Here is a 19,222-nt window from a genome sequence, read left to right on the forward strand (position 1 = left end):
CGCGATTGTGAAGTTGTAACCTTAATCGGGATGCTTAATCGAGGTGTAGGTCGCTGCGCCGGCTCAGCAGCGGAGCTGCTCGGCGAGAATGCGCTCGTTCCAGGAATGGTTTGGATCAAACAGCAGCGTCACTGTCGCGATCGGCGATTCCCGGTGCGTGACCGAGGTGCTGTTCCAGGAAATCGGCAGTTTGCGCGCTGAGCACACGTGGTGCAAATCTGCAACTCAATCGTGAATAGTTCTAAATACATCACAGAATCTCGTTTGAGATTTGAATTGAAACAAAAAACTTGGCAAGCATAAGCCCAGTGAGGGGTAAAAGCATGAAAAAGTTTCTTCTTTCGGCGGCGTTTCTGGCAATAGCTTTGACGCCGGTGATCGCGGCCGACACCGTTGAATTGCCGGTCGCGTCGACACATGATTGGTCGGGCCTCTATCTGGGCGCGCATGTCGGAGGCGGCGGCAGCAAGGTAGATTGGACATATCCCAATGGCCTGACTGCTGATCACAATGGTAGCGGCGTCCTCGGCGGCGTCCAAGTCGGGTACAATATACAGAGCGGAAATGTGGTCTATGGCATCGAGGCGGATATTTCCGCAGCCAACATCGATGGGGGCACATCCTGCCCGAACCCGGATTTCTCCTGCGAATCCAATGTAAAGATGCTCGGTTCGTTACGGGGTCGGGTTGGCTTCGCCATGGATAAGTTGCTGATCTATGGGACCGGCGGTCTCGGCTACGGCACCATAGACATCAGCACAACGAGTGATGTTGTAGTGCTAGGGACCAGCGGCACCACGAGGACCAAAGCAGGCTGGACGTTGGGCGCAGGTCTGGAATATGCGCTTGATGACCACTGGTCGCTCAAGGGTGAATACAAATATTTCGACTTCGGGAAGGCAAAGTATACGATCGATGACGTCGATGCAAAGATCAAAATACATACCGGTGTTATCGGCCTGAATTACAAATTCTGATCGGAGCGAACAGCTTGTTGTGAGTTTGTTGCGTCTTGAAGATGCTCGGCTTCGCTCTGGGTTTGTTTTGAGCGAAGTTTTCAGTACCTGAACTGCTCGGCCAGGATGCGTTCGTTCCAGGAATGATTGGGATCGAACAGCAACGTTGCTGTCGCCGTTGGTGATTCCCTGACCGTCACCGAGGTCACCGCCTTGACCTCGGTATGGTCGGCGGCGGCGTTAACAGGCCGCTTTTCCGGCTCGAGAATGTCGAAGCGCACGGTCGCCTTGTTGGAGAGCAGCGCGCCGCGCCAGCGGCGCGGGCGAAACGGGCTGACCGGGGTCAGCGCCAGCAGTGGCGCATCGAGCGGCAGGATCGGCCCGTGCGCCGAAAGATTGTAGGCGGTGGATCCGGCAGGCGTCGCGATCATCACACCGTCGCAGCTCAGTTCCTCGAGCCGGACCTGCTCGTCGACGGTGATACGGATCTTGGCCGTTTGATAGGATTGGCGCCACAGCGCCACCTCGTTGATCGCCAGCGCCGAAACCGTTTCGCCTTCCGAGGTGACGGCCAGCATCTCCAGCGGGCGGATCGTTTCGGCGACGGCGGCCGCGAGACGCTCGGTGAGGCCACCGGACCTGTATTCGTTCATCAGGAAACCGATGGTGCCACGGTTCATGCCGTAGACCTTCTTGCCGGTCCCCATCGTCTCGCGCAGGGTCTGCAGCAGGAAGCCGTCGCCGCCAAGCGCGACGACGATCCCGGCATCCTCGACGGAGGACTGGCCATAGCGCGCCGACAGGCTTTCCAGCGCCGTCTTGGCGTCAGCGGTGTCGGACGAGACGAAGGCGATGCGGCTGGCGGCTTTGCTCATGGCTCCCCGATGACGACCGGTTGGCGGCGGCCGGTTGCTGGGCCGCGCCAGCGCCGAGGTAGCATGGGCGGGGTGCGTCTGCAAAGGGAGCCGCCATCCCGGATGGCAGCGCCATCCCGGATGGCAAGGCGACCGCGCAACGGCGGGATGCGGACTTGCCGTTCGCGCATCATGTCAAAGGCTACGTGAATGTGATGGTTAAGACCGGGCTTAAACTCTCGTAAAGCCGGATCGGTCATGTTAGCCGGCATGGATGGGTGGCGTGGGGCCTAGCCAGTAGAGGCCGACATATTGCCGGTAACACGCCTGATCATCGTCTTCCTGATGTTGGGAAGCTTCGCGCTTCTCTTTGCCGAACTGGTGCGCCAGTCCGAAGAGACGAGCTTCCGGCCTCAGCCCACGGCGTCGCGCTGTGGTGATGCCGCTGGCGCGCCATGCCCGCAAAGGGCGCTGTGAAGCGCAAAGGCATAAGATCATTGGCTTGGTGACCGGCGGCGGCGGCGCCTATGCGGTCGAGGATCTGACGCAACGAACGGCCGTTCACCGCGCCACCACCTGCAGGTTGGCGTTACCGTAGAACGTGTAGGCAAGATAGGTCGGGTCGCCGGTTTCATAGAAGCGCTTGCGCACCACTTGCAGCATCTCGGCCAGATAAACCGGTCCGTCCTTGAGCCGCGCGTTGATGCCGCCATAGAAATCGCTCGAGAAGGCGGCGGCCGCTCGGTCGGTCAACGGCCACATGCCGCCGATGAACCCTGACGCGCCTCCGGCCAGCACCGCCGGACCCCAGCCCTGCACGAAACCGCCGAGCAGCCGGGACTTGCCCGTGTCGCAGGCATTGAAGAAATAGAACGGATTGCCCTTGCCATGCGCGGTGGCGACCAGTGCGCGCCAGGTATCGGGGTCGAGCGACTGGTCGACGAGGTCGATCGCAAAGACCGGCCTGCCGCTGCTCGGCTGGTTGACCTCGCCGTGGCCGGAAAAATGGATGAAGCCGGTCGAGATCTCGCCGACCAGCCTTTCGAAGGAGACGAAATCCCCATCGAAGCGGCGATAGCCGGAGAGCTTGCTCAGAGCTTGGATTTCGACCTCCTGGAACGGCAGCGACTGCTTGTCGACATAGGAAGGAGCCACAGTCGCGACGCCGGTGAAAGCCATCCGATCGAGCGGATTGTCGAGCTGCGAGGAGGTGCTGCGCGGCGCCCAGCGTGCAAGCCGGTAGCTCATGCCGAGGAAACCATCGCGGGTTGCGCCATCCACGCTTTGCGGGCGGATCAGCTCCCAGGGCAGAACGGGGCTGTTCGAAGTGATCTGGATCGAATGCAGTTCGCCCTTGTCGCGCAGCGACCAGAACACATCCTTGAACGCCTCCGGCACATAGTCGCGGTAGAGCGCGTCGCCAAAGCCTTCGGCGGCCAGCGTGACAAAGCGCTTCTGCGCGTCAGGGTCGCTGTTCGCGGCAGGCTGCTGCAGCGACACCGCGCCGCGCAGGTTGAGGCCGAGCTGCAGCAGCCGCAGATACTGCGAGTCCAGCCATGCCGCCATTTGCGGTGGCGTCGAGAACGTATCGGTCACCGGGCCGGCCAGATGCGGCGAATGGATGATGATTTGCCCGGCGCCCAGTCCGCTCGGGTCGTCATAAAGGATGGTGACATCGAGATCGGGGACATCGTCGGGGCTGGCATTGCCAAGCTGGACGCTGCCGGTCAGCGCCGGCTGCGGCGGGGCGGAGGCGAGCATCAGCATGGCAGGCGCGGCAGCACGATTGGCTGTCGCACCTTCAGCACTGGCTTCAACGGGCGCCGTTCGACGAACAATGACGGGTCGCGACGCCGATCCGAGGAACCGTCCGGCGCTGTAGATACGGGCGATGAACTGGGCGGGCTTGCTGTCCTTGGCAATGGGCCGCGCCTTGAGGTCGAAGCGGACGAAATCGCTGTCGCCCTCGCGGTAGAGCGTCGTTTGCCGGCTCCATTTGCCGCCATCGGCAAGGTCGAAACCGGAAGCGAACAGATCGATGTCTATGGGCCATCTGTCGGCTCCCGCCGGCATTGCCATGGAAAGCGCCCCGTCCGCCGTCACTGTCGAGCCGGGCGCTGCCTTCACCTTCACCTCGGGCGTCAATTGCTCCTCGGTCAGCGCGATCGACACGGTCACCGTGTCACCGGCAACTATCTCATCCGGCGCATCGATGGTCGGATGGCGCACGATTTCGACCGAATTGTTGTCCACGGGCGGAGAAATCGCGACAGCAGGCGGCTCCAGTGGCGGCACTGAAGGCGCATCGGCCGCCACGTCGGGCAAAGGGGAAAGCGGCACAACGACAGGCGGCGGGCCGGGCGCTGGCTCCGGGGCGGGCGGCAATGCCGCCGGAGGTTCTTCGGATGTCGCGGTGTCACGCGGCGGGGCAGGTGGCTCCATCGTCGATGGCGCGTCGGGAGGCGGGGCTGGCTCCGCGCCGCTAGCTTCGCCGTCGCTCTGATAGGGCTCGCCGAGATTGTTCTGCGCAGCGGCCGCGGCCTTGGCGGACTCTTCGTATTGCTGTCGAGCCTGCTCCTCATACTGCTGACGCCGCAGCTCCTGGCGCTTGTATTCCTCGTATCGGGCAGCCTCGTCGGCGCCGTTTCCCGTCGAGGCGTCGGGATTGCCGGTCCCCGGCGCCACATCCATCGGATAGGGCGCCTGGCTGCTGCCATCGGAACTGCCGGAGCCGTATTCACTGCCGTTGTCGCCGCCGCTTGGCAAATCGTAGCCGCTCGGCGGGCTGTCATAGCCGCTGCCGTCCGCGCTCGTCGGCGGCGGTGCCGGCTGCGGCGCGGCTGTCTCGGGCGGCGCCTCGGTCGGCGCCGGTGCAGCGGCGGCCGGCTGGTCCGGCGTCAGCACAAAATTTGTGTCTGCCGAACGGCCATAGGCCACCCATGGCCACTGCGTACCGAATGTCCTTTCGTAAACGGATTGCCTGACAGAGGCGAGGATGGTGCGGATGCCCATGCCTCGCCTGGTCAGCGCTGCCGTGAGCGCATCGGCAAACACCGTGACCGGGCTGGTTTCTTTCAGCGCGACGCTTCCCGGCTTGGCGGAAAGGGCGACGATGGCGTGGGAGAGCGGATCGACGACCGACAGACCTTGCATCACGCCTGGGGTGGGGTTGTTTCCATCGCCGGGATTGTCGAGCAGAACCACCTTCAATGTCGGTGTGGCCTCGAGCGCTTGCATAAACAGATCGAGAGGCAATGCCGTCTGGTCCACGGCTTCCTTCGAATCGGTCCGCGCCCCGCGCGTCAGCAGATAGTTTCGGTCATTGGCCTGAGCCGTATGGCCGACATAGTAGAAGACGCCAACGGAATCGGCGGCGCTCAGCGACTTGGCGAAATCATACATGGCATGCGCCACATCGGCGCGGTCGCCATCGGACACTTGCCGGACGGTGAAGCCAAGCGACCTGAGACATGTTGCAACGAGTTCGGCGCTGAGCTCGGCGTTGGCGATGGCCGATGCGCCCTCATAGGCCGGATTGGCGACGACCAACGCAATACGCTCCTCGCCGCGCGCGGCGGAGAAGAGCGCCATCGTCATCAGCAGCGCGGCCGCCAGAAATAGGCGCATGACCCTGATCCAAGCCCTGCAGGCCGTGGCGATCACGCCACAAACTTGCCCCAATTCATAATGGCCTCGTCCTTGACCATATCATGACGGGTTCACCGGCGCATCGGCCACATCATCGCTGGTCGTGCCGTGGCCATGCTTGCAAAAAGATATTGACTGTATGTTTAGTCATAGTTATTCCTGAGGTCGAGGATTGAGTTGGCCAGCCGGCGTTAGCCGGTGAATGGCCACCAAGGAGAGGGGAATATCTTGACAGCTATGCGGCCCGCCGTTGAGGCGAAGGGCGTCACCAGGGTCTTTCGGGGAACCGGCCAGGATTCGGTCAGAGCGCTCGACAATGTCTCCGTCGCGATCCGCGAAAATGAATTCTTCACGCTGCTTGGCCCATCCGGCTGCGGAAAGACGACGCTGCTCAGGCTGATTGCCGGCTTCGACTTTCCGACCGACGGCGAGATCCTGCTCTATGGCCAGGACATCGCGCCGCTGCCGCCGTTCAAGCGGCCGGTCAACACTGTTTTCCAGTCCTATGCGCTGTTCCCGCACATGACGGTCGCCGACAATATCGGCTTTGGCCTGAAGATGCTGGGCAGACCGAAAGCCGAGATCGAAGCTCGCGTCGACGCGATGCTGAAACTCGTCCACATGCAGGAATTGAAGAACCGGCGCACCAGCCAGATCTCCGGCGGCCAGCAGCAGCGCGTGGCGCTGGCCCGGGCGCTCGCGCCGCAGCCGAAAGTGCTGCTGCTCGACGAGCCGCTCTCCGCGCTCGACTACAAGCTGCGCAAGGAAATGCAGATCGAGCTGAAGCGGCTGCAGCACGAGACCGGCATCACCTTCATCTTCGTCACCCACGACCAGGAAGAGGCGCTGACCATGTCGGACCGCATCGCGGTGATGTCGTCGGGCAACATCTTGCAGGTCGGCACGCCATGGGATGTCTATGACCATCCGGCGGAGCGGTTCGTCGCCGACTTCATCGGCGAGACGAACTTCCTGACCGGCACGGTCGAAAATGCAGGCAATGGCCAGGCGCAGGTTGCCTTGCGCTCGGGTGCGAAGATCCGCGCGATCGCCGCAGTAGACTTCCGCGCCGGCAGCAACGCAACACTGATGGTCCGGCCCGAACATGCGAAGCTCGTCAAAGGCCGCGGCGATTTGGGCGGCATCATCGAGAACATCGTCTATTTCGGCACCGACACGCATATCCATGTCCGGCTGGACGAAGGCGATGTCTTCATGGTGCGCCAGCAGAATTCGCGCAGCGCCGGCTGCGGTTTCGAAAACGGCACCAGGGTCGGCATTTCCATCGGCGATGACGCCGCCCAGTTGCTGAAGGACTAGGGCCATGGCAACCGCGAAAGAGATCGCCGACAAGGCCGAACGCGACGACATCAGGTCGCGCTGGCTGCTTTCGGCCCCGGCGCTGCTGATCGTCTTCCTTGCGGCCCTTGGGCCGCTGCTGATCGTGGTCGTCTATTCCTTCCTGACGCCAGGCAATTACGGCGATGTGAAATGGCAGTTCTCGACCGACGCTTGGGTGAGCGTGCTGTTCGAGCGCGATGTCTTCGACGACACGCTGTCCTTGGCCACCGCGTATCTGTCGATCTTCTGGCGCTCGGTGTCGCTGTCGCTGGCCACCACCGTGCTGACCCTGATCCTGGGCTTTCCCACCGCCTATTTCATCGCCACGCGGCCGGATCACCGGCGCGACATCTGGCTGTTCCTGATCACCATACCGTTCTGGACGAACCTTCTGATCCGCACCTTCGCCATGCAGGAAGTGCTGCGCAATGACGGCATCATCAATTCGGCGCTGAAACTGCTTGGCATCACCGACCATCCCGTCCAGCTCATGTACACCAATTTCGCCGTCCTGGCCGGCATGGTCTACGTCTTCCTGCCGCTGATGGTGTTGCCGCTCTACGCCAGCATGGAGAAGATCGACTTCCGCCTTGTCGAGGCGGGCTATGATCTCTACGCGACGCGGTTCGAGGTGTTGAGGCGCATCATCATCCCGCTGGTCACGCCGGGCATCGTCGCCGGCTCGATCCTCGTCTTCATACCGTCGCTTGGCGCCTATGTGACGCCGCGCGTGCTGGGCGGCGGCACCAATCTGATGATCGGCAATCTGATCGAGCTGCAGTTCGGCCAAGGGCGAAACTGGCCGCTTGGCGCATCACTGTCGATCACCTTGATGGCAATCGTCATGGTGGCGCTGCTGTTCTATGTCCGCAACACGACCAGGTCGGATGGCGCCCATGGCTAAGCGCTTCGACGTCCGGCGGCAGAACGGCTTCGTCAGCCTGGCGATACTGTGTTTCTTCCTGCTCTATCTGCCGATAGCCACGCTGGTGGTCTACGCCTTCAACGACAACGATTCCTTGGCGATCTGGAAGGGCTTCTCGCTGCGCTGGTTCCATGTGGCCTGGAACAACGGGCTGGTGATCGAATCGTCGATCCGCTCGTTCCAGATCGCGGCCGTCGCTGCGTTGCTGGCGACGATCTCGGCGACGATGGCGGCGCTGGCTACGACCCGGACCAAACCCTATCGCGGACTGACCTTCAAATACGCCTTCATCAACCAGCCGCTGATGGTGCCGGAGATCGTCACCGCGGTGGCGCTGCTGATCGTGTTTTCGCGCATCAAGATCTGGACCGGCTATTCCGGCCTCGGCTACCTCATCGCCGCGCACACCGCTTTCTGCGTTCCCTTTGCCTATCTGCCGATCCGGGCGCGGCTCGAAAGCATGGACCTGGCGCTCGAAACCGCGGCGGCCGACCTCTACGCGACCAAATGGAAGACGTTCCTGCACGTGACCTTGCCGCTGCTTTGGCCGGGCATTCTGGCCGGGCTGATGCTCGCCTTCGTCGTCTCGCTGGATGACGTCGTCATCACCGAATTCGTCAAATCCGGCGGCCAGGACACGCTGCCCACCTACATGCTCGGCCAGATCCGCCGCGGCGTTACGCCCGAGATCAATGCAATCTCGACAGCCTTCCTGGTGCTGTCGATCGGCATTGTCACCGCCTTCTTTTTCGTCAGCAGGAAACGGACCTGAGGCCGTAACGCCGCCGGTCCCAACAATGGGAGCATGGAGCATGAACTGGAAACTGACCGCGACGGCCATCGGGTTGTCGCTGCTGACTGTCACGGGCGTTGCCCGTGCCGAGGGCGAGCTCAACATCTACAATTGGGGCAACTATACCAGCCCCGATCTGATCAAGAAGTTCGAGGAGACCTACAAGGTCAAGGTCACCGTCACCGACTTCGATTCCAACGACACCGCACTGGCCAAGATCCGCCAGGGCGGCGCCGGTTTCGACATCGTCGTGCCTTCGGCAAGCGTCGTTCCGATCTGGATCAGCGAAGATCTGCTGCTGGAGACCGATCCCAACAAGATGGAGAATTTCAAGAATATGGACCCGAAATGGGTCGATGTTCCGTTCGATCCGGGCCGCAAATACACTGTTCCGTGGCAGTGGGGCACGACAGGCGTGTCGGTCAACAAGTCGGTCTATTCCGGCGACATCAACACATCAGCGATCTTCCTCGACCCGCCGCCCGAACTCGTCGGCAAGATCAATGTCGTGCCCGAAATGGGTGACATCATGTTCCTCGCCATCGCCTATGAAGGCGGCCAGTACTGCACGGCCGACAAGGTGCTGCTGAAGAAGGTGCGCGACAAGCTGGTCGAGGCCAAGGCAAAATGGCTGTCCTTCGACTATGGCGCCGTCGATGGCCTGGGCAAGGGCGACATCGCGGCCGGCGTGAACTGGAACGGCATTTCGCTGCGCCAGCGGTTGCAGAACGACAAGATCGTCTATGGCTATCCCAAGGAGGGATACCCGATCTGGATGGACAATGTCGCGGTGCTGAAGGACGCCAAAAACGTCGAAAACGCCAAACTCTTCCAGAACTTCGTCATGGATCCGCAAAATGCCGCGATGATCTCGGCCTTTGCCCGCTATGCCAACGGCATCAAGGGCTCGGAAGCCTTCATGCCCGCGGACATGAAAGGGGTGCCGGAAGTCGATGTTCCCGCGCAATTCGCCGCCAAGGGCCAGTTCATGCAGGCCTGTCCGCCTGATGTGCAGGCGCTCTACACGAAAATCTGGACCGATCTGCAGAAATGACCTGATCCGGCTTCTCCGCGCCGCACACGCGGCGCGGCCACCTCCCATCCATGCCAAAAGCGATCCGGCGATCGCAGGAGACTTCCCATGACCGATCTCGACCTTTGCTACATGCCGGCCAGCGAGGCGCTGCGGCTGTTCAAGGCGAAGAAGCTTTCGCCCGTCGACTTGATGCAGGCCACCATCCGCCGCGCCGAAGCCACCAAGCCGACGATCAACTGCTTCACCTTCACGCATTTCGACGAGGCAATGGATCTGGCCAGGAAGGCCGAGGCGAAATACGCCAGGGGCGCCCGGACCGGGGCGCTCGAGGGGTTGCCGATCGGCATCAAGGACGAGAGCTACATCAAGGGCAAGCCGACATCGAACGGCTCGCTGCTGTCGAAGGATGCCATCGGCGGTCATACCTCGACGATGAACGAGCGCATCATCAAGGCCGGAGGCATCGTCCATGCCCGCACGGCGACGCCTGAATTCAGCTGCGCCGGCTATACCTGGTCGAAACGCTGGGGTGTGACGCGCAATCCGTGGAACCCGGATTTCACGCCGGGCGGTTCGTCGGGAGGTTCTGCGGCGACGCTGGCTTCCGGCACGTCGTCGATCGCCACCGGTTCGGACATTGCCGGATCGATCCGCATTCCCGCGTCGGCCTGCGGCCTTGTCGGCTTCAAGCCGCCTTACGGGCGCAATCCGGACGAGCCGCCGTTCAACCTCGACTTCTACTGCCACACCGGACCGCTGGCGCGAAATGTCGGGGATGCCATACTGCTGCAGAATGTCATGTCCGGACCGAGCTCGCTCGACATCGCCACGCTTCGCCCAAAACTGCGGCTGCCGCTCGACTACAAGCCGATCAAGGGCTGGAAGATTGCTTTCTCGATGGACCTTGGCTCCTTTGAAGTCGATCCGGACGTGCGCAAGAACACACTCGCGGCCTGCGACGTGTTCCGCTCGCTTGGCGCGACGGTCGAGGAAGTCGATCTGGGCTGGGGCGACGACGTGCTCAAGGCCGGCATGGCTTATCTCGAACATCTCTTCGGCGCTTCGCTGTCGCAACTGCTCAAGGACCACGGCAAGGACATGACGACCTATGCGCGGCAGTTCGCCGAGGACGGGCAAAAGTCCAAGGCGACGGACTTTGTCGCCACCCTGGACGTGGCGGCCAGAATGTACCAGACGCTGGGTCCGCTGCTGGAGACCTATGATGTGCTGATCTGCCCGACCAACGCGCTTCCCTCCGTGCCGGCGGAGTTCGATCAGACCAAGGGTACGGTCGAGATCAACGGAAAACAGGTGAATCCCTCGCTGGGATGGGTGATGACGACGCCGTTCAACATGCTGAGCCGTTGTCCGGTTCTGTCCGTGCCATCGGGCCGGGCGGCGAGTGGTGTGCCGACAGGCATCCAGATTGTCGGCCGCACCTATTGCGATGCCGATGTTTTCCGGGCGGCCATGGCCTATGAGACGGCCAAGGGACAATGGTACACAAACACCGAAACGCGTCCGTCGCTCTGATCGGGCGATGCGGCGCTTGCCGCACTGGTGCTTGATCTCCGGCTTCGGTTGTGGTGAGCCGGCGCCGGACACATCGAAGAGACGGATCTGTGGCGGCGCCAGCGATCGCCGCCACAAGGTTCGAAAGGAACTGGACGAGATGGCGCAACGCAAGGCCACAGCGGCAAAACACAAAGGCGCAATGGCCAAGGACGGAGTTTCGGCAAACGATGCCGCGCCCAAGGACCGCCGGCGCGAGCGCGGCGAAGCCAGCGTGCAGCGGATCATCGACGCCACCATCGAACTCATCGCGGAGGAGGGGCTGGCAAGCGTCACCATGCAGCGCATCGCCGAACATGTCGGCTCGTCCAATGCCTTGGTCGTCTTCCACTTTCGCAGCAAGGAGAACCTGTTTCGCGCCGTCCTGCAGTATCTCAGCGATCGATACGATGAGCTGTGGGTGTCTCTGGTGCGGGCGCCCGGCCTGTCGCCGGTGGAGCGCCTGCTCGGGGCGGTCAACTGCGCGCAAAACTTCGCCCGGCAGCATCCAAAATGGGTTTCGGTCTTTGTCGTGTTCTCCAGCGACCGCAAGAGCATGCAGATCTACAACGAGATCGGCCTGCCGAGCGATCTCGCCTACACCGCCGAGGCGCGTGAGCTGCTGATCGAGATTTCGCGCGCCGGCGGTTATACCGGCGTCGACATAGACACCCTGTCAGAGAGCCTGAATTATCTGGTTCATGGCGCCTGGTATTGGGATCACCTGAACCCTCGCGGCCGTGACACCAACGTGCTGCGCAAGACCACGCTGCTCCTGCTGCATCAGGCGTTTCCGCGGCATTTTGAACTGATGCTCTAACCGCTTTCAGGGCTGCCGCAGATGGCAGCCCGCCTGCCGCTTCTGCGCCAGATACTCGTCGACAAGCTGGCGGTAACGCACCTTGCCGAAACTGGGGAAATGGCCACCGTGCACGACCGAGACATCGAGGTCGCGCAGGCGCAGGAGTGTCGCCATGTAGTCTGATATGTCCGAGTGGTAGACATCGTCGATCAGCGGGCCGTCATAGATGATGTCGCCGGATAACAGGATGCCCGTCCTGTTTTCGTAGAGCGCGATGCCGCCGGGTGAATGGCCGGGTGTATGGATCACCTCGAAGGCACGGTCGCCGAGGTCGACGATATCGCCCTGTGCGAGCAGGCGGCTGGCAGGTGCGGGCAGAATGCCGTAGCGCGCCGTGTCCCAGCCTTGCGGCATACCGTCGAACATCTCGTCTGTCGCATAGGTGCCGGCGGCGGTCCATTCGTTGCGCGGATCGGCGAGGATGTCGGCCTCGGCCGCGTGCACGCAGCGGTCGGGAAATTCGTGGTGGCAGCCGATATGATCGAAATGCGTATGGCTGGCGACGCAGGTCAGCTTGCGCTCGGTGACCAGAGGCACGTGACGCCTGAGGCTGAAATGACCGAGGCCGGTGTCGAACAGAAGGTCGCGGTCGCGGCCGCGCACATGCCACATGTTGCAGCGGAAGAACGGCTTGATCCACGGCTCGTGGATCAAGGTCACGTCATCGCTCATGCGGATGGTTTCGTACCAGTCTGGAGCGTCGATGAGCGGAAGTGTTGCCATGGTCAATCCGTCAGCAGGATGATCTGGTCGGTATCGCAGGAAATCGCGACCGTGTCGCCCGGCTGGACGGTCGCCGTCGCGGGCAATTTGGCGATGAACTGGATCGAAGGATCTTCGGTGGAAACTGCAAGCACGCGTTTGAAGCTGCCCTGGAAAACGACGTCGCTCACCTCAGCCGTGCCGAGCCTGACACCGCCGCGGGCCTCGCCGAAGACAAGATGCTCCGGCCGTATGGCCAGCGCAACGGCGGAGCCCACCGGTAATGCGCTGGGCAGTGAAACCGACCCAACCGGCGTCGCGACAGTGCTTGTCCTTTCCGTCGCCGCCGTGACTGTGCCGGCAAGGATCGTGCTTTCGCCCATGAAGGTGGCGGAAAAGCGCGTTGCCGGCCGCGCATAGACACGCTCGGGTGGACCTTCGTCCTCGATGCGCCCGTCATTCATCACCACGCAATGGTCGGCCAGCGCCATCGCTTCTTCCTGATCGTGCGTGACATGGATGAAGGCGGTGCCGACGCGCTTCTGGATTGCCTTCAACTCGTCCTGCATCTGCCGGCGCAATTTGAGGTCGAGCGCGCCGAGCGGCTCGTCGAGCAAAAGCACCGCCGGTTCGATCACCAGCGCCCGCGCCAGCGCCACGCGCTGCCGCTGGCCGCCGGAAAGCTGGTGCGGCTTCTTGTCGAAGGCGGAGGCGAGGCCGACCAGCGCCAGCGCCTCGCGCGCCTTTGCCGCTCGGGTAGCGCCATCGACGCCCTGCATGCGCAGGCCGAAGCCGACATTGCTGCCGACGCTCATATGCGGAAACAGCGCATAGTCCTGGAACACCGTCGTCGTCGGGCGCTTGGCCGGCGGCACCGAGGTGCAGTCCTCGCCACGGATGAACACCTTGCCGTCGCTGGGGGTGACGAAGCCGCCCAGAATGGACAAGAGCGTCGTCTTGCCGGACCCGGACGGCCCAAGCAGGATCGTATAGCTGCCGGGCTCGATCTGCAGCGACACATCCTTCAGCACGGTGTGCTGGCCGAAGCGATGCGAGACGGAACTTATGTCGACCAAAGGCGCGGTCATGCCTTTCTCCTGCGCAGCAATGTCAGTTCGAACAGCACCACCAGCACGATGGAGACGGCAAAGACCAGCGAGCCGACGGCGTTGGTCTTGGGATTGAGGCCGGAACGCAGGAGGTTCCAGATTTCGACCGGCAGCGTTGTGTCGAAGCGGGTGAGCAGGAAGGAGATCACGAACTCGTCCCAGGAAAAGGTCATCGACAGGAAGAAACCGGCGAAGATGGCCGGCGCCATCACAGGCACTGTGATCAACAGCAGCACCTTCCATTCCGGTGCGCCGAGGTCGCGCGCGGCGCGCTCGATGTTGATCTGGTGGTCGCCCATCTGGCTGTAGATGATGGCGAAGCAGAGCGGCAGGTTGATCACGACATGGCCGATGCCGGCGGCCAGCAGCGATTTCGGCACGCCGGCCCAGTTGAACAGCACTAGGAGCCCCATGCCGATGATGAGATAGCTGACCGTCAGCGGCAGCGTGATCAGCCCGCGCAGCAAGCCGGAGCCCGGCAGGACGAAGCGCGCAAAACCCCAGGCGGAAAGGAAGCCGAGCGTGACGGCGGCGAGCGACGAGATGGACGCCACCAGCAGCGAATTGACCAGCGCCGAAGTCAGCCTGACGTCGGAGAGCACCGCGTCGTACCAGCGCAGCGATGGCCCGGTGAAGGGCGGGATCGGGAACGACGTTGCCTGCAGCGAAAACAGCACCAGCACGACCACGGGCAGGAAGATGAAGCCGTAGACGGCGATCGCGTAGAGCCAGGAGGCGATGCGGACAATCCTGCGCATTTCAGGCCCGCTCGATTTTGAGCCAGCGGGCGCAGGCGAGGTAGGCGATGGTGACCACCCCCATCAGGATGATCGACAGCGCCGAGGCCAGCGGAAAGTCGCCGCGCCGGCCGATCTGCATCATCACCAGCTGCGGCATCAGCAGCTCGTTGTTGCCGCCCAGGATCTGCGGCGTGATGTAGTCGCCGATGCACAGCACGAAGGTTAGGAACGCGCCGACCATGATGCCGGGCAAGGTCAGCGGCAGCACGACATGCAGGAAGGTGCGTACCGGCCCGGCGCCGAGATCGGCGGCCGCCTTGCGGTAGCTTGGGCTCAACTGCTTGAGATTGGCGAAGATCGTCAGCGTCAACAGCATGACGAAGAAATGCACGAAGCCGGTGACGGTGGCGAAACGCGTGTTGGCGAGTTGCAGCGGTTCGCTGATGAGGCCGGAGCCGGTCAGCGCCCGGTTGATGACGCCGTTCTGCGCCAGCACCAGCAGCCAGGAATAGGAACGCACGACATAGGAGGTCCAGAACGGCAGCACCGCCAGCATCAGCGCCAGCCGTTGCCAGCGCTCCGGCACCTGTTCGGCGAGGATCCAGGCAAAGGGATAGGCGAGCAGTACTGATATCACGGTGACGATCGCCGTCACCTCAAGCGAGTTCACCATCGCCTGCCAATAGGAAGGGTTGGTGAAGAACTGGCTGTAATTGGACAGAGTGAAGCCGCCGCCCTCATGCGCCGTCAGGCTGGAAAATCCCATGGCGATGAAGGGCAGCACGAAGAACAGCAGCGTCCAGCCGAGTGCCGGCGTGACCAGCGCCCAGGGCAGGGCAGAGCCCGCCCGGGGCAGGGCACGACCCGCCCGGGGCAGGGGGTTGTTTCCCGAAGGGCTCATGAGCGATATCTGCTCATTTTGCCTGCAGCATTTCGGTCCACATGTCCTGCATCTTCTTGTCGAGATCGGCACTCGGCGCCGGATAGGCCTGGGCGCGGGCGAGGAAGCCCGGCTGCTCGTCGAAGCGCAGGACCTTCTTCTGGTCGTCGGTGAGTGCTGCCTTGGTGTTGGCCGGCATGCCCCAATAGCAGGACGAGGTGGCAAGCCGCGCCTGGCCCTCCGGGCTCATAATGTACTGGATGAATTTCAGCGCCATGTCCTTGTTTTTGGAATCCTTGAACATGGCCAGCGATTGCGACCACAGAACCGCACCCTCCTTGGGGATGGAGAAGTCGAGCGCCGGGTTCTCTTTGGCCAGCCCCGCCGTCACCCATTCGCCGCCGCCGACCAGTATGTCGACCTCGCCCGTCGCAAGTGCGGTCTGGCTGGCGGTCACTTCGCCGACCAGCTTGGCATTGGCCTTCATCTTGAGAAGCTCGTCCTTGAGAGCGGGCAGGTCGGCTTCGGTAAGCTCAGCCGTCTTCTTGCCGATGGCGAGGGCCGCCATGCCGATGACCGGCAGGTAGTAGTCGTAGATGGCGACCTTGCCCTTGTATTTGTCGCCGGTGAGCGCCGCCATCGACTGCATGTCGGCCGGATCGACCTTGGTCTTGTTGTAGCCGATCGTGTTGTAGCCGAACTTTTCGGTGATGCCGTAGCGCTTGCCGCCGACCACGGTGGAGCCGTCCATCTTCACCTGCGGAAACAGGTCGGCCAGCGGCAGTTTGTCTTCCGGCAATGGCTCGAATAGGCCCTTTTCGACACCGCGCGGCACGTCGATCGAGTCGATCACCATCACGTCCCAGTCGCCCGGCTGCGATTGTTCGACGATGGCCAGCCCAGCGCCGGTGCCCTCGAATTCCTTGACGTTGACCTTGACGCCATTGGCCTCCTCGAACGGCTGCAGCAACGCCGGATCGGCATGATCGCACCAGATCAGCGCGTTGAGGTCGGCGGCTTGGGCAGCGCTGCCGGCTCCGAGCAGCAGTGCCGTGGCGGCGCACGCGGCATGCAGATGGCTCTTCAGGATGGAAAGCGGATTCCTGGATGCGGATTTTGCGGACATCGAGTGTTCTCCCTTGCCTTTGTGGCTTCTTGCAAAAAATTGAACCAATTCTAAAATTGAGTCAATTCTGTTTTTATGGCAAGAGGCTGAGATGAGCGGATTGCGGGCAAGGCAAAAGGCGGACCGGCACCGGCGCATCATCGAGGCGGCGGCGGAACTGTTTCGCGAGGCCGGCTATGAAGGCGCCAAGATCGAGGCGATCGCCGCCCAGGCCGAGGTCTCGGTCGGCACCATCTACAATTACTACCAGAATAAGGGCGACATCCTCGGCGCCATCGTCTCGCTGGAGGTCAACGAGGTGCTCAATGCCGGTCAAGGCGTCGTCGCCAGGCCGCCGGCCAATGTCGGCGATGCGCTGGACACGCTGATCGGCATCTATATCGAGCATTCGCTGCACTATCTCAGCAAGGAGATGTGGCGGCAGGCGATGGCGATCTCGACACAACTGCCCGACAGCCCGTTCGGCCAAGCCTACACCGCGCTCGACCGCGCACTGACCGAGCAGATCCGCGCGCTGATCGCGAGGCTGCAGGCGCTCGGCCTGGTGCGCCAGGACATCGACGGCGCAGCGCTCGGCGAACTGATCTTCAACAACATGAACATGATGTTCATCGAGTTTGTGAAGCGGGATGCGGCGAAGATACCGGAACTGCGCGCGGCGATACGAAGGCAGAACCGGATATTGGTGGCGGCGATTGGGACTTGAAGGTCAATTGTGGCTGAACGCTTCGTCTAACCTGCAGCGACGTTCGCCACCCTTCGAAGGACGTCGAGGTAGCTCAAAAGAAAGTATGACGGCGGCGCAACTGGGTCGGCAGCCAATAGAAATTCGCCGGGATTTAGGGGGCGTAGCGGTGCTGCGCGAAGCTCAGCGCGTACAACATTGTTGTATTTCACAGTCGCCTCTGTCGAACGATGTGCTATCGCGTTCCGAATGGTCTTCATGCTTTGCAGTCGAGCGGAATGCGTGGTGATTGAGAGCTTTATGGGATCGCCGTCTTTAAGATAAATCTCGCACCGACGAACGATGTTGTCCGGGCTGTTCCAATCTAGGAACGGCATGCTCGATTTCAGCATGTCACGCGCGTGATTGGCATCGCGCGGCGCTATGTAACTGGGAACACTCGCTCCACCAATCGTCGGTTTACTCCTAGTATAGAGGATGAAAACCTCTTCAAGAAAGAGCTCGTAGTGAGAAAACGCCTTCGTGAAGATGCTCTCCGTCATGAGCACCATTTGACCTTTTGAAAGGCTCGCTTTTCCAGGACGTCCTGGTCCCGCGCGGAATCGACTTTGATTCTGGGCGTCCAACCGGAGCAAACTGTCCAACTCGTGGATGAAGTCCGAATGAACTGCACTTACTTTGCGCCGCTCAGCCATCGTTAGTTAGCTTGCAATGCCTTGCAGACGAAGTTTGTCCGGCTGATTCTTGACCCACTGTCTGTGGTTGCGCGTCGTGACCGCTCGATAAATTCGGCAAAGTCCTTCGGAATATCATCATCTTTGTATTCGGCGGAGGTGAAGCGGTCATACCGCGCGCTTATATCATCAAGAACAACGCGTATTCGGCCGACGTTTGCCTCTGAAATAATGGGGCGCGGCGCGTTAAGACCTCGCAGACCGAAGAGACCATGTGCTACTGTAGTGAAAAGGGTATAAAAGAGGTGGATTCTCGCCCAGTTGGTAGGTGCAAGTTCTTCAGGCTTATAGATCGCGTTCACAAATGCCATAACGCGATCAAAATGATCTTCGACAATGTCGACGTTCTCAAACTCCTCTTCGTTCTTTCGGTAGTGGGCTTCAATGTTTTTGTTTGTTTGCACGCCTTCCGTCAGCGCTACGAGGAGGTCTGACGTTAGCTCTGCTTCGACCATTCGCGTGACCTGAGCCTTCGAAATAACCTTCGCAGCTATGAGGTAGTCCACGTATCGATACCCTAGTCGATATGCCAACTGCTTGAAGAAGCCAACATATTTCGCATTAAGAAGTTCCTGCGGATTGAGCTTTACAGTGTAGGTATTCAAACGCGCGAAGATGTCGAGGATTTCACGGTAAGGAAGGTCGTAGAGAAGGTCGACGCCGATCTCGTATTTCATGAACGCCGATTGAACATCGATGGGAAGCGCATTGAAGCGGGCGCCGGCATAGTCTTTGCTGTGCGCCCTGGAAAGTGAGAAGCGCCCGTCAACGTATTCGAGAATGGCCCGTAGCCGCTGTTGACCGTCCACCACTACGCGAACGTTGCGACGGTCCTTAATATCTTGGGTCAACAACATCTTTGGCATCGGCTTGCCGCGAATGATTGTGTCGATCAGGTAGGATTTTGCCTGCAGGCTCCATACCGAACGCCGCTGGAAGTCGGGAGAGAGTTGGATTTGGTCACGACTATTCCATTCGACAAAATCCGACACATTGTACGTACGTGTATCGAAGTCTTTCATGTTCCCCCCTTCGCCAAATCCCATCACAACGAAATAGCAATTCCTCAGGTTTGGCTAGTATTTTAGATGGCAATCGCATGCTGTCATTCATATCCATCTCTTGGCGTGAAGGAGGGGACTAAAAGCCCTATAACTGCCAACTTTGGATATTGTGGCTCTGTGCAGAGACCCGGTAAGGTTGCGAGTTCAGGACTCGGTTCACCGTGATGGGGACCTGATTGTATATGCGTGGCGAATGCCGCTTCAATGATCGCCATC

Annotated in this window: 18 protein-coding genes; 9 read left to right on the forward strand and 9 right to left on the reverse strand. The window is 61.3% G+C overall.

Going from position 1 to position 19,222, the window contains the following annotated elements; all coding sequences use genetic code 11:
- Positions 1 to 323: 323 nt before the first annotated feature.
- Positions 324 to 977 (forward strand): outer membrane protein, encoded by a 654-nt coding sequence (locus FCU66_RS18305; protein ID WP_136621263.1) that lies wholly within the window; start codon positions 324 to 326, stop codon positions 975 to 977.
- Between the two features lie 80 nt (positions 978 to 1,057).
- Here FCU66_RS18305 and FCU66_RS18310 read toward each other — a convergent pair whose 3' ends face one another.
- Positions 1,058 to 1,831 carry an NAD kinase gene (locus FCU66_RS18310; protein WP_136621264.1) on the reverse strand — a complete coding sequence of 258 codons (774 nt, stop codon included), beginning with the start codon at positions 1,829 to 1,831 and terminating at the stop codon, positions 1,058 to 1,060.
- Positions 1,832 to 2,122: 291 nt separating this feature from the next.
- Here FCU66_RS18310 and FCU66_RS41180 point away from each other — a divergent pair, with 291 nt between their 5' ends.
- Positions 2,123 to 2,287, forward strand: coding sequence for a hypothetical protein (locus tag FCU66_RS41180; protein ID WP_164748845.1), 165 nt, complete (start codon positions 2,123 to 2,125; stop codon positions 2,285 to 2,287).
- An 84-nt stretch (positions 2,288 to 2,371) separates the two neighbouring features.
- Here FCU66_RS41180 and FCU66_RS18315 read toward each other — a convergent pair whose 3' ends face one another.
- Complete coding sequence (locus tag FCU66_RS18315) at positions 2,372 to 5,437, reverse strand: caspase family protein (RefSeq protein ID WP_136621265.1); 3,066 nt, start codon at positions 5,435 to 5,437, stop codon at positions 2,372 to 2,374.
- A gap of 258 nt (positions 5,438 to 5,695) precedes the next feature.
- Here FCU66_RS18315 and FCU66_RS18320 point away from each other — a divergent pair, with 258 nt between their 5' ends.
- The 6 genes from FCU66_RS18320 to FCU66_RS18345 all read left to right on the forward strand — a co-directional run bounded on the left by FCU66_RS18320 (position 5,696) and on the right by FCU66_RS18345 (position 11,924).
- The gene (locus FCU66_RS18320) at positions 5,696 to 6,778 is read left to right on the forward strand and encodes an ABC transporter ATP-binding protein (protein WP_136621290.1); all 1,083 of its coding nucleotides are present in this window, start codon (positions 5,696 to 5,698) and stop codon (positions 6,776 to 6,778) included.
- Positions 6,779 to 6,782: 4 nt separating this feature from the next.
- Positions 6,783 to 7,703 carry an ABC transporter permease gene (locus FCU66_RS18325; protein WP_136621266.1) on the forward strand — a complete coding sequence of 307 codons (921 nt, stop codon included), beginning with the start codon at positions 6,783 to 6,785 and terminating at the stop codon, positions 7,701 to 7,703.
- Positions 7,696 to 8,496 (forward strand): ABC transporter permease, encoded by an 801-nt coding sequence (locus FCU66_RS18330; RefSeq protein WP_136621267.1) that lies wholly within the window; start codon positions 7,696 to 7,698, stop codon positions 8,494 to 8,496. Before FCU66_RS18325 ends, FCU66_RS18330 begins: the two co-directional genes overlap by 8 nt.
- A 40-nt stretch (positions 8,497 to 8,536) precedes the next feature.
- Entirely contained in the window at positions 8,537 to 9,571 is a 1,035-nt protein-coding gene (locus tag FCU66_RS18335; protein ID WP_136621268.1) for an extracellular solute-binding protein, read from the forward strand.
- A gap of 87 nt (positions 9,572 to 9,658) precedes the next feature.
- Positions 9,659 to 11,086 carry an amidase gene (locus FCU66_RS18340; protein ID WP_136621269.1) on the forward strand — a complete coding sequence of 476 codons (1,428 nt, stop codon included), beginning with the start codon at positions 9,659 to 9,661 and terminating at the stop codon, positions 11,084 to 11,086.
- Between the two features lie 139 nt (positions 11,087 to 11,225).
- Positions 11,226 to 11,924: a TetR/AcrR family transcriptional regulator gene (locus FCU66_RS18345; RefSeq protein WP_136621270.1), complete on the forward strand. Its 699-nt coding sequence runs from the start codon at positions 11,226 to 11,228 to the stop codon at positions 11,922 to 11,924.
- Positions 11,925 to 11,930: 6 nt separating this feature from the next.
- Here FCU66_RS18345 and FCU66_RS18350 read toward each other — a convergent pair whose 3' ends face one another.
- From FCU66_RS18350 to FCU66_RS18370, 5 genes are read right to left on the reverse strand one after another with little or no spacing between them, the layout of a single operon-like run.
- Positions 11,931 to 12,689: an MBL fold metallo-hydrolase gene (locus FCU66_RS18350; RefSeq protein ID WP_136621271.1), complete on the reverse strand. Its 759-nt coding sequence runs from the start codon at positions 12,687 to 12,689 to the stop codon at positions 11,931 to 11,933.
- Between the two features lie 2 nt (positions 12,690 to 12,691).
- Positions 12,692 to 13,756 (reverse strand): ABC transporter ATP-binding protein, encoded by a 1,065-nt coding sequence (locus tag FCU66_RS18355; protein ID WP_136621272.1) that lies wholly within the window; start codon positions 13,754 to 13,756, stop codon positions 12,692 to 12,694.
- Positions 13,753 to 14,535: an ABC transporter permease gene (locus FCU66_RS18360; RefSeq protein ID WP_136621273.1), complete on the reverse strand. Its 783-nt coding sequence runs from the start codon at positions 14,533 to 14,535 to the stop codon at positions 13,753 to 13,755. The genes FCU66_RS18355 and FCU66_RS18360 overlap by 4 nt, the downstream gene beginning before the upstream one ends.
- Position 14,536: 1 nt before the next feature.
- The gene (locus FCU66_RS18365; RefSeq protein ID WP_136621274.1) at positions 14,537 to 15,418 is read right to left on the reverse strand and encodes an ABC transporter permease; all 882 of its coding nucleotides are present in this window, start codon (positions 15,416 to 15,418) and stop codon (positions 14,537 to 14,539) included.
- 13 nt (positions 15,419 to 15,431) lie between these two features.
- Complete coding sequence (locus FCU66_RS18370; RefSeq protein WP_136621275.1) at positions 15,432 to 16,523, reverse strand: polyamine ABC transporter substrate-binding protein; 1,092 nt, start codon at positions 16,521 to 16,523, stop codon at positions 15,432 to 15,434.
- Between the two features lie 91 nt (positions 16,524 to 16,614).
- Here FCU66_RS18370 and FCU66_RS18375 point away from each other — a divergent pair, with 91 nt between their 5' ends.
- Positions 16,615 to 17,229 (forward strand): TetR/AcrR family transcriptional regulator, encoded by a 615-nt coding sequence (locus FCU66_RS18375; RefSeq protein ID WP_136621276.1) that lies wholly within the window; start codon positions 16,615 to 16,617, stop codon positions 17,227 to 17,229.
- Positions 17,230 to 17,255: 26 nt separating this feature from the next.
- Here FCU66_RS18375 and FCU66_RS18380 read toward each other — a convergent pair whose 3' ends face one another.
- Positions 17,256 to 17,903 (reverse strand): hypothetical protein, encoded by a 648-nt coding sequence (locus FCU66_RS18380; protein ID WP_136621277.1) that lies wholly within the window; start codon positions 17,901 to 17,903, stop codon positions 17,256 to 17,258.
- A 2-nt stretch (positions 17,904 to 17,905) separates the two neighbouring features.
- On the reverse strand, positions 17,906 to 18,964 hold the full coding sequence (locus FCU66_RS18385) for a DUF262 domain-containing protein (RefSeq protein WP_136621278.1): 1,059 nt from the start codon (positions 18,962 to 18,964) through the stop codon (positions 17,906 to 17,908).
- Positions 18,965 to 19,222: the final 258 nt, after the last annotated feature.

The organism is Mesorhizobium norvegicum (assembly GCF_004919685.1).
GTDB lineage: Bacteria > Pseudomonadota > Alphaproteobacteria > Rhizobiales > Rhizobiaceae > Mesorhizobium > Mesorhizobium norvegicum.

Coding starts and splice junctions, on each gene's coding strand:
- FCU66_RS18380 (WP_136621277.1), bottom strand. CDS start 17,903: ATGGCTGAGCGGCGCAAAGTAAGTGCAGTTCATTCGGACTTCATCCAC.
- FCU66_RS18325 (WP_136621266.1), top strand. CDS start 6,783: ATGGCAACCGCGAAAGAGATCGCCGACAAGGCCGAACGCGACGACATC.
- FCU66_RS18340 (WP_136621269.1), top strand. CDS start 9,659: ATGACCGATCTCGACCTTTGCTACATGCCGGCCAGCGAGGCGCTGCGG.
- FCU66_RS18315 (WP_136621265.1), bottom strand. CDS start 5,437: ATGCGCCTATTTCTGGCGGCCGCGCTGCTGATGACGATGGCGCTCTTC.
- FCU66_RS18360 (WP_136621273.1), bottom strand. CDS start 14,535: ATGCGCAGGATTGTCCGCATCGCCTCCTGGCTCTACGCGATCGCCGTC.
- FCU66_RS18375 (WP_136621276.1), top strand. CDS start 16,615: ATGAGCGGATTGCGGGCAAGGCAAAAGGCGGACCGGCACCGGCGCATC.
- FCU66_RS18350 (WP_136621271.1), bottom strand. CDS start 12,689: ATGGCAACACTTCCGCTCATCGACGCTCCAGACTGGTACGAAACCATC.
- FCU66_RS18355 (WP_136621272.1), bottom strand. CDS start 13,756: ATGACCGCGCCTTTGGTCGACATAAGTTCCGTCTCGCATCGCTTCGGC.
- FCU66_RS18310 (WP_136621264.1), bottom strand. CDS start 1,831: ATGAGCAAAGCCGCCAGCCGCATCGCCTTCGTCTCGTCCGACACCGCT.
- FCU66_RS18330 (WP_136621267.1), top strand. CDS start 7,696: ATGGCTAAGCGCTTCGACGTCCGGCGGCAGAACGGCTTCGTCAGCCTG.
- FCU66_RS18370 (WP_136621275.1), bottom strand. CDS start 16,523: ATGTCCGCAAAATCCGCATCCAGGAATCCGCTTTCCATCCTGAAGAGC.
- FCU66_RS18305 (WP_136621263.1), top strand. CDS start 324: ATGAAAAAGTTTCTTCTTTCGGCGGCGTTTCTGGCAATAGCTTTGACG.
- FCU66_RS18345 (WP_136621270.1), top strand. CDS start 11,226: ATGGCGCAACGCAAGGCCACAGCGGCAAAACACAAAGGCGCAATGGCC.
- FCU66_RS18320 (WP_136621290.1), top strand. CDS start 5,696: ATGCGGCCCGCCGTTGAGGCGAAGGGCGTCACCAGGGTCTTTCGGGGA.
- FCU66_RS18385 (WP_136621278.1), bottom strand. CDS start 18,964: ATGAAAGACTTCGATACACGTACGTACAATGTGTCGGATTTTGTCGAA.
- FCU66_RS18335 (WP_136621268.1), top strand. CDS start 8,537: ATGAACTGGAAACTGACCGCGACGGCCATCGGGTTGTCGCTGCTGACT.
- FCU66_RS18365 (WP_136621274.1), bottom strand. CDS start 15,418: ATGAGCCCTTCGGGAAACAACCCCCTGCCCCGGGCGGGTCGTGCCCTG.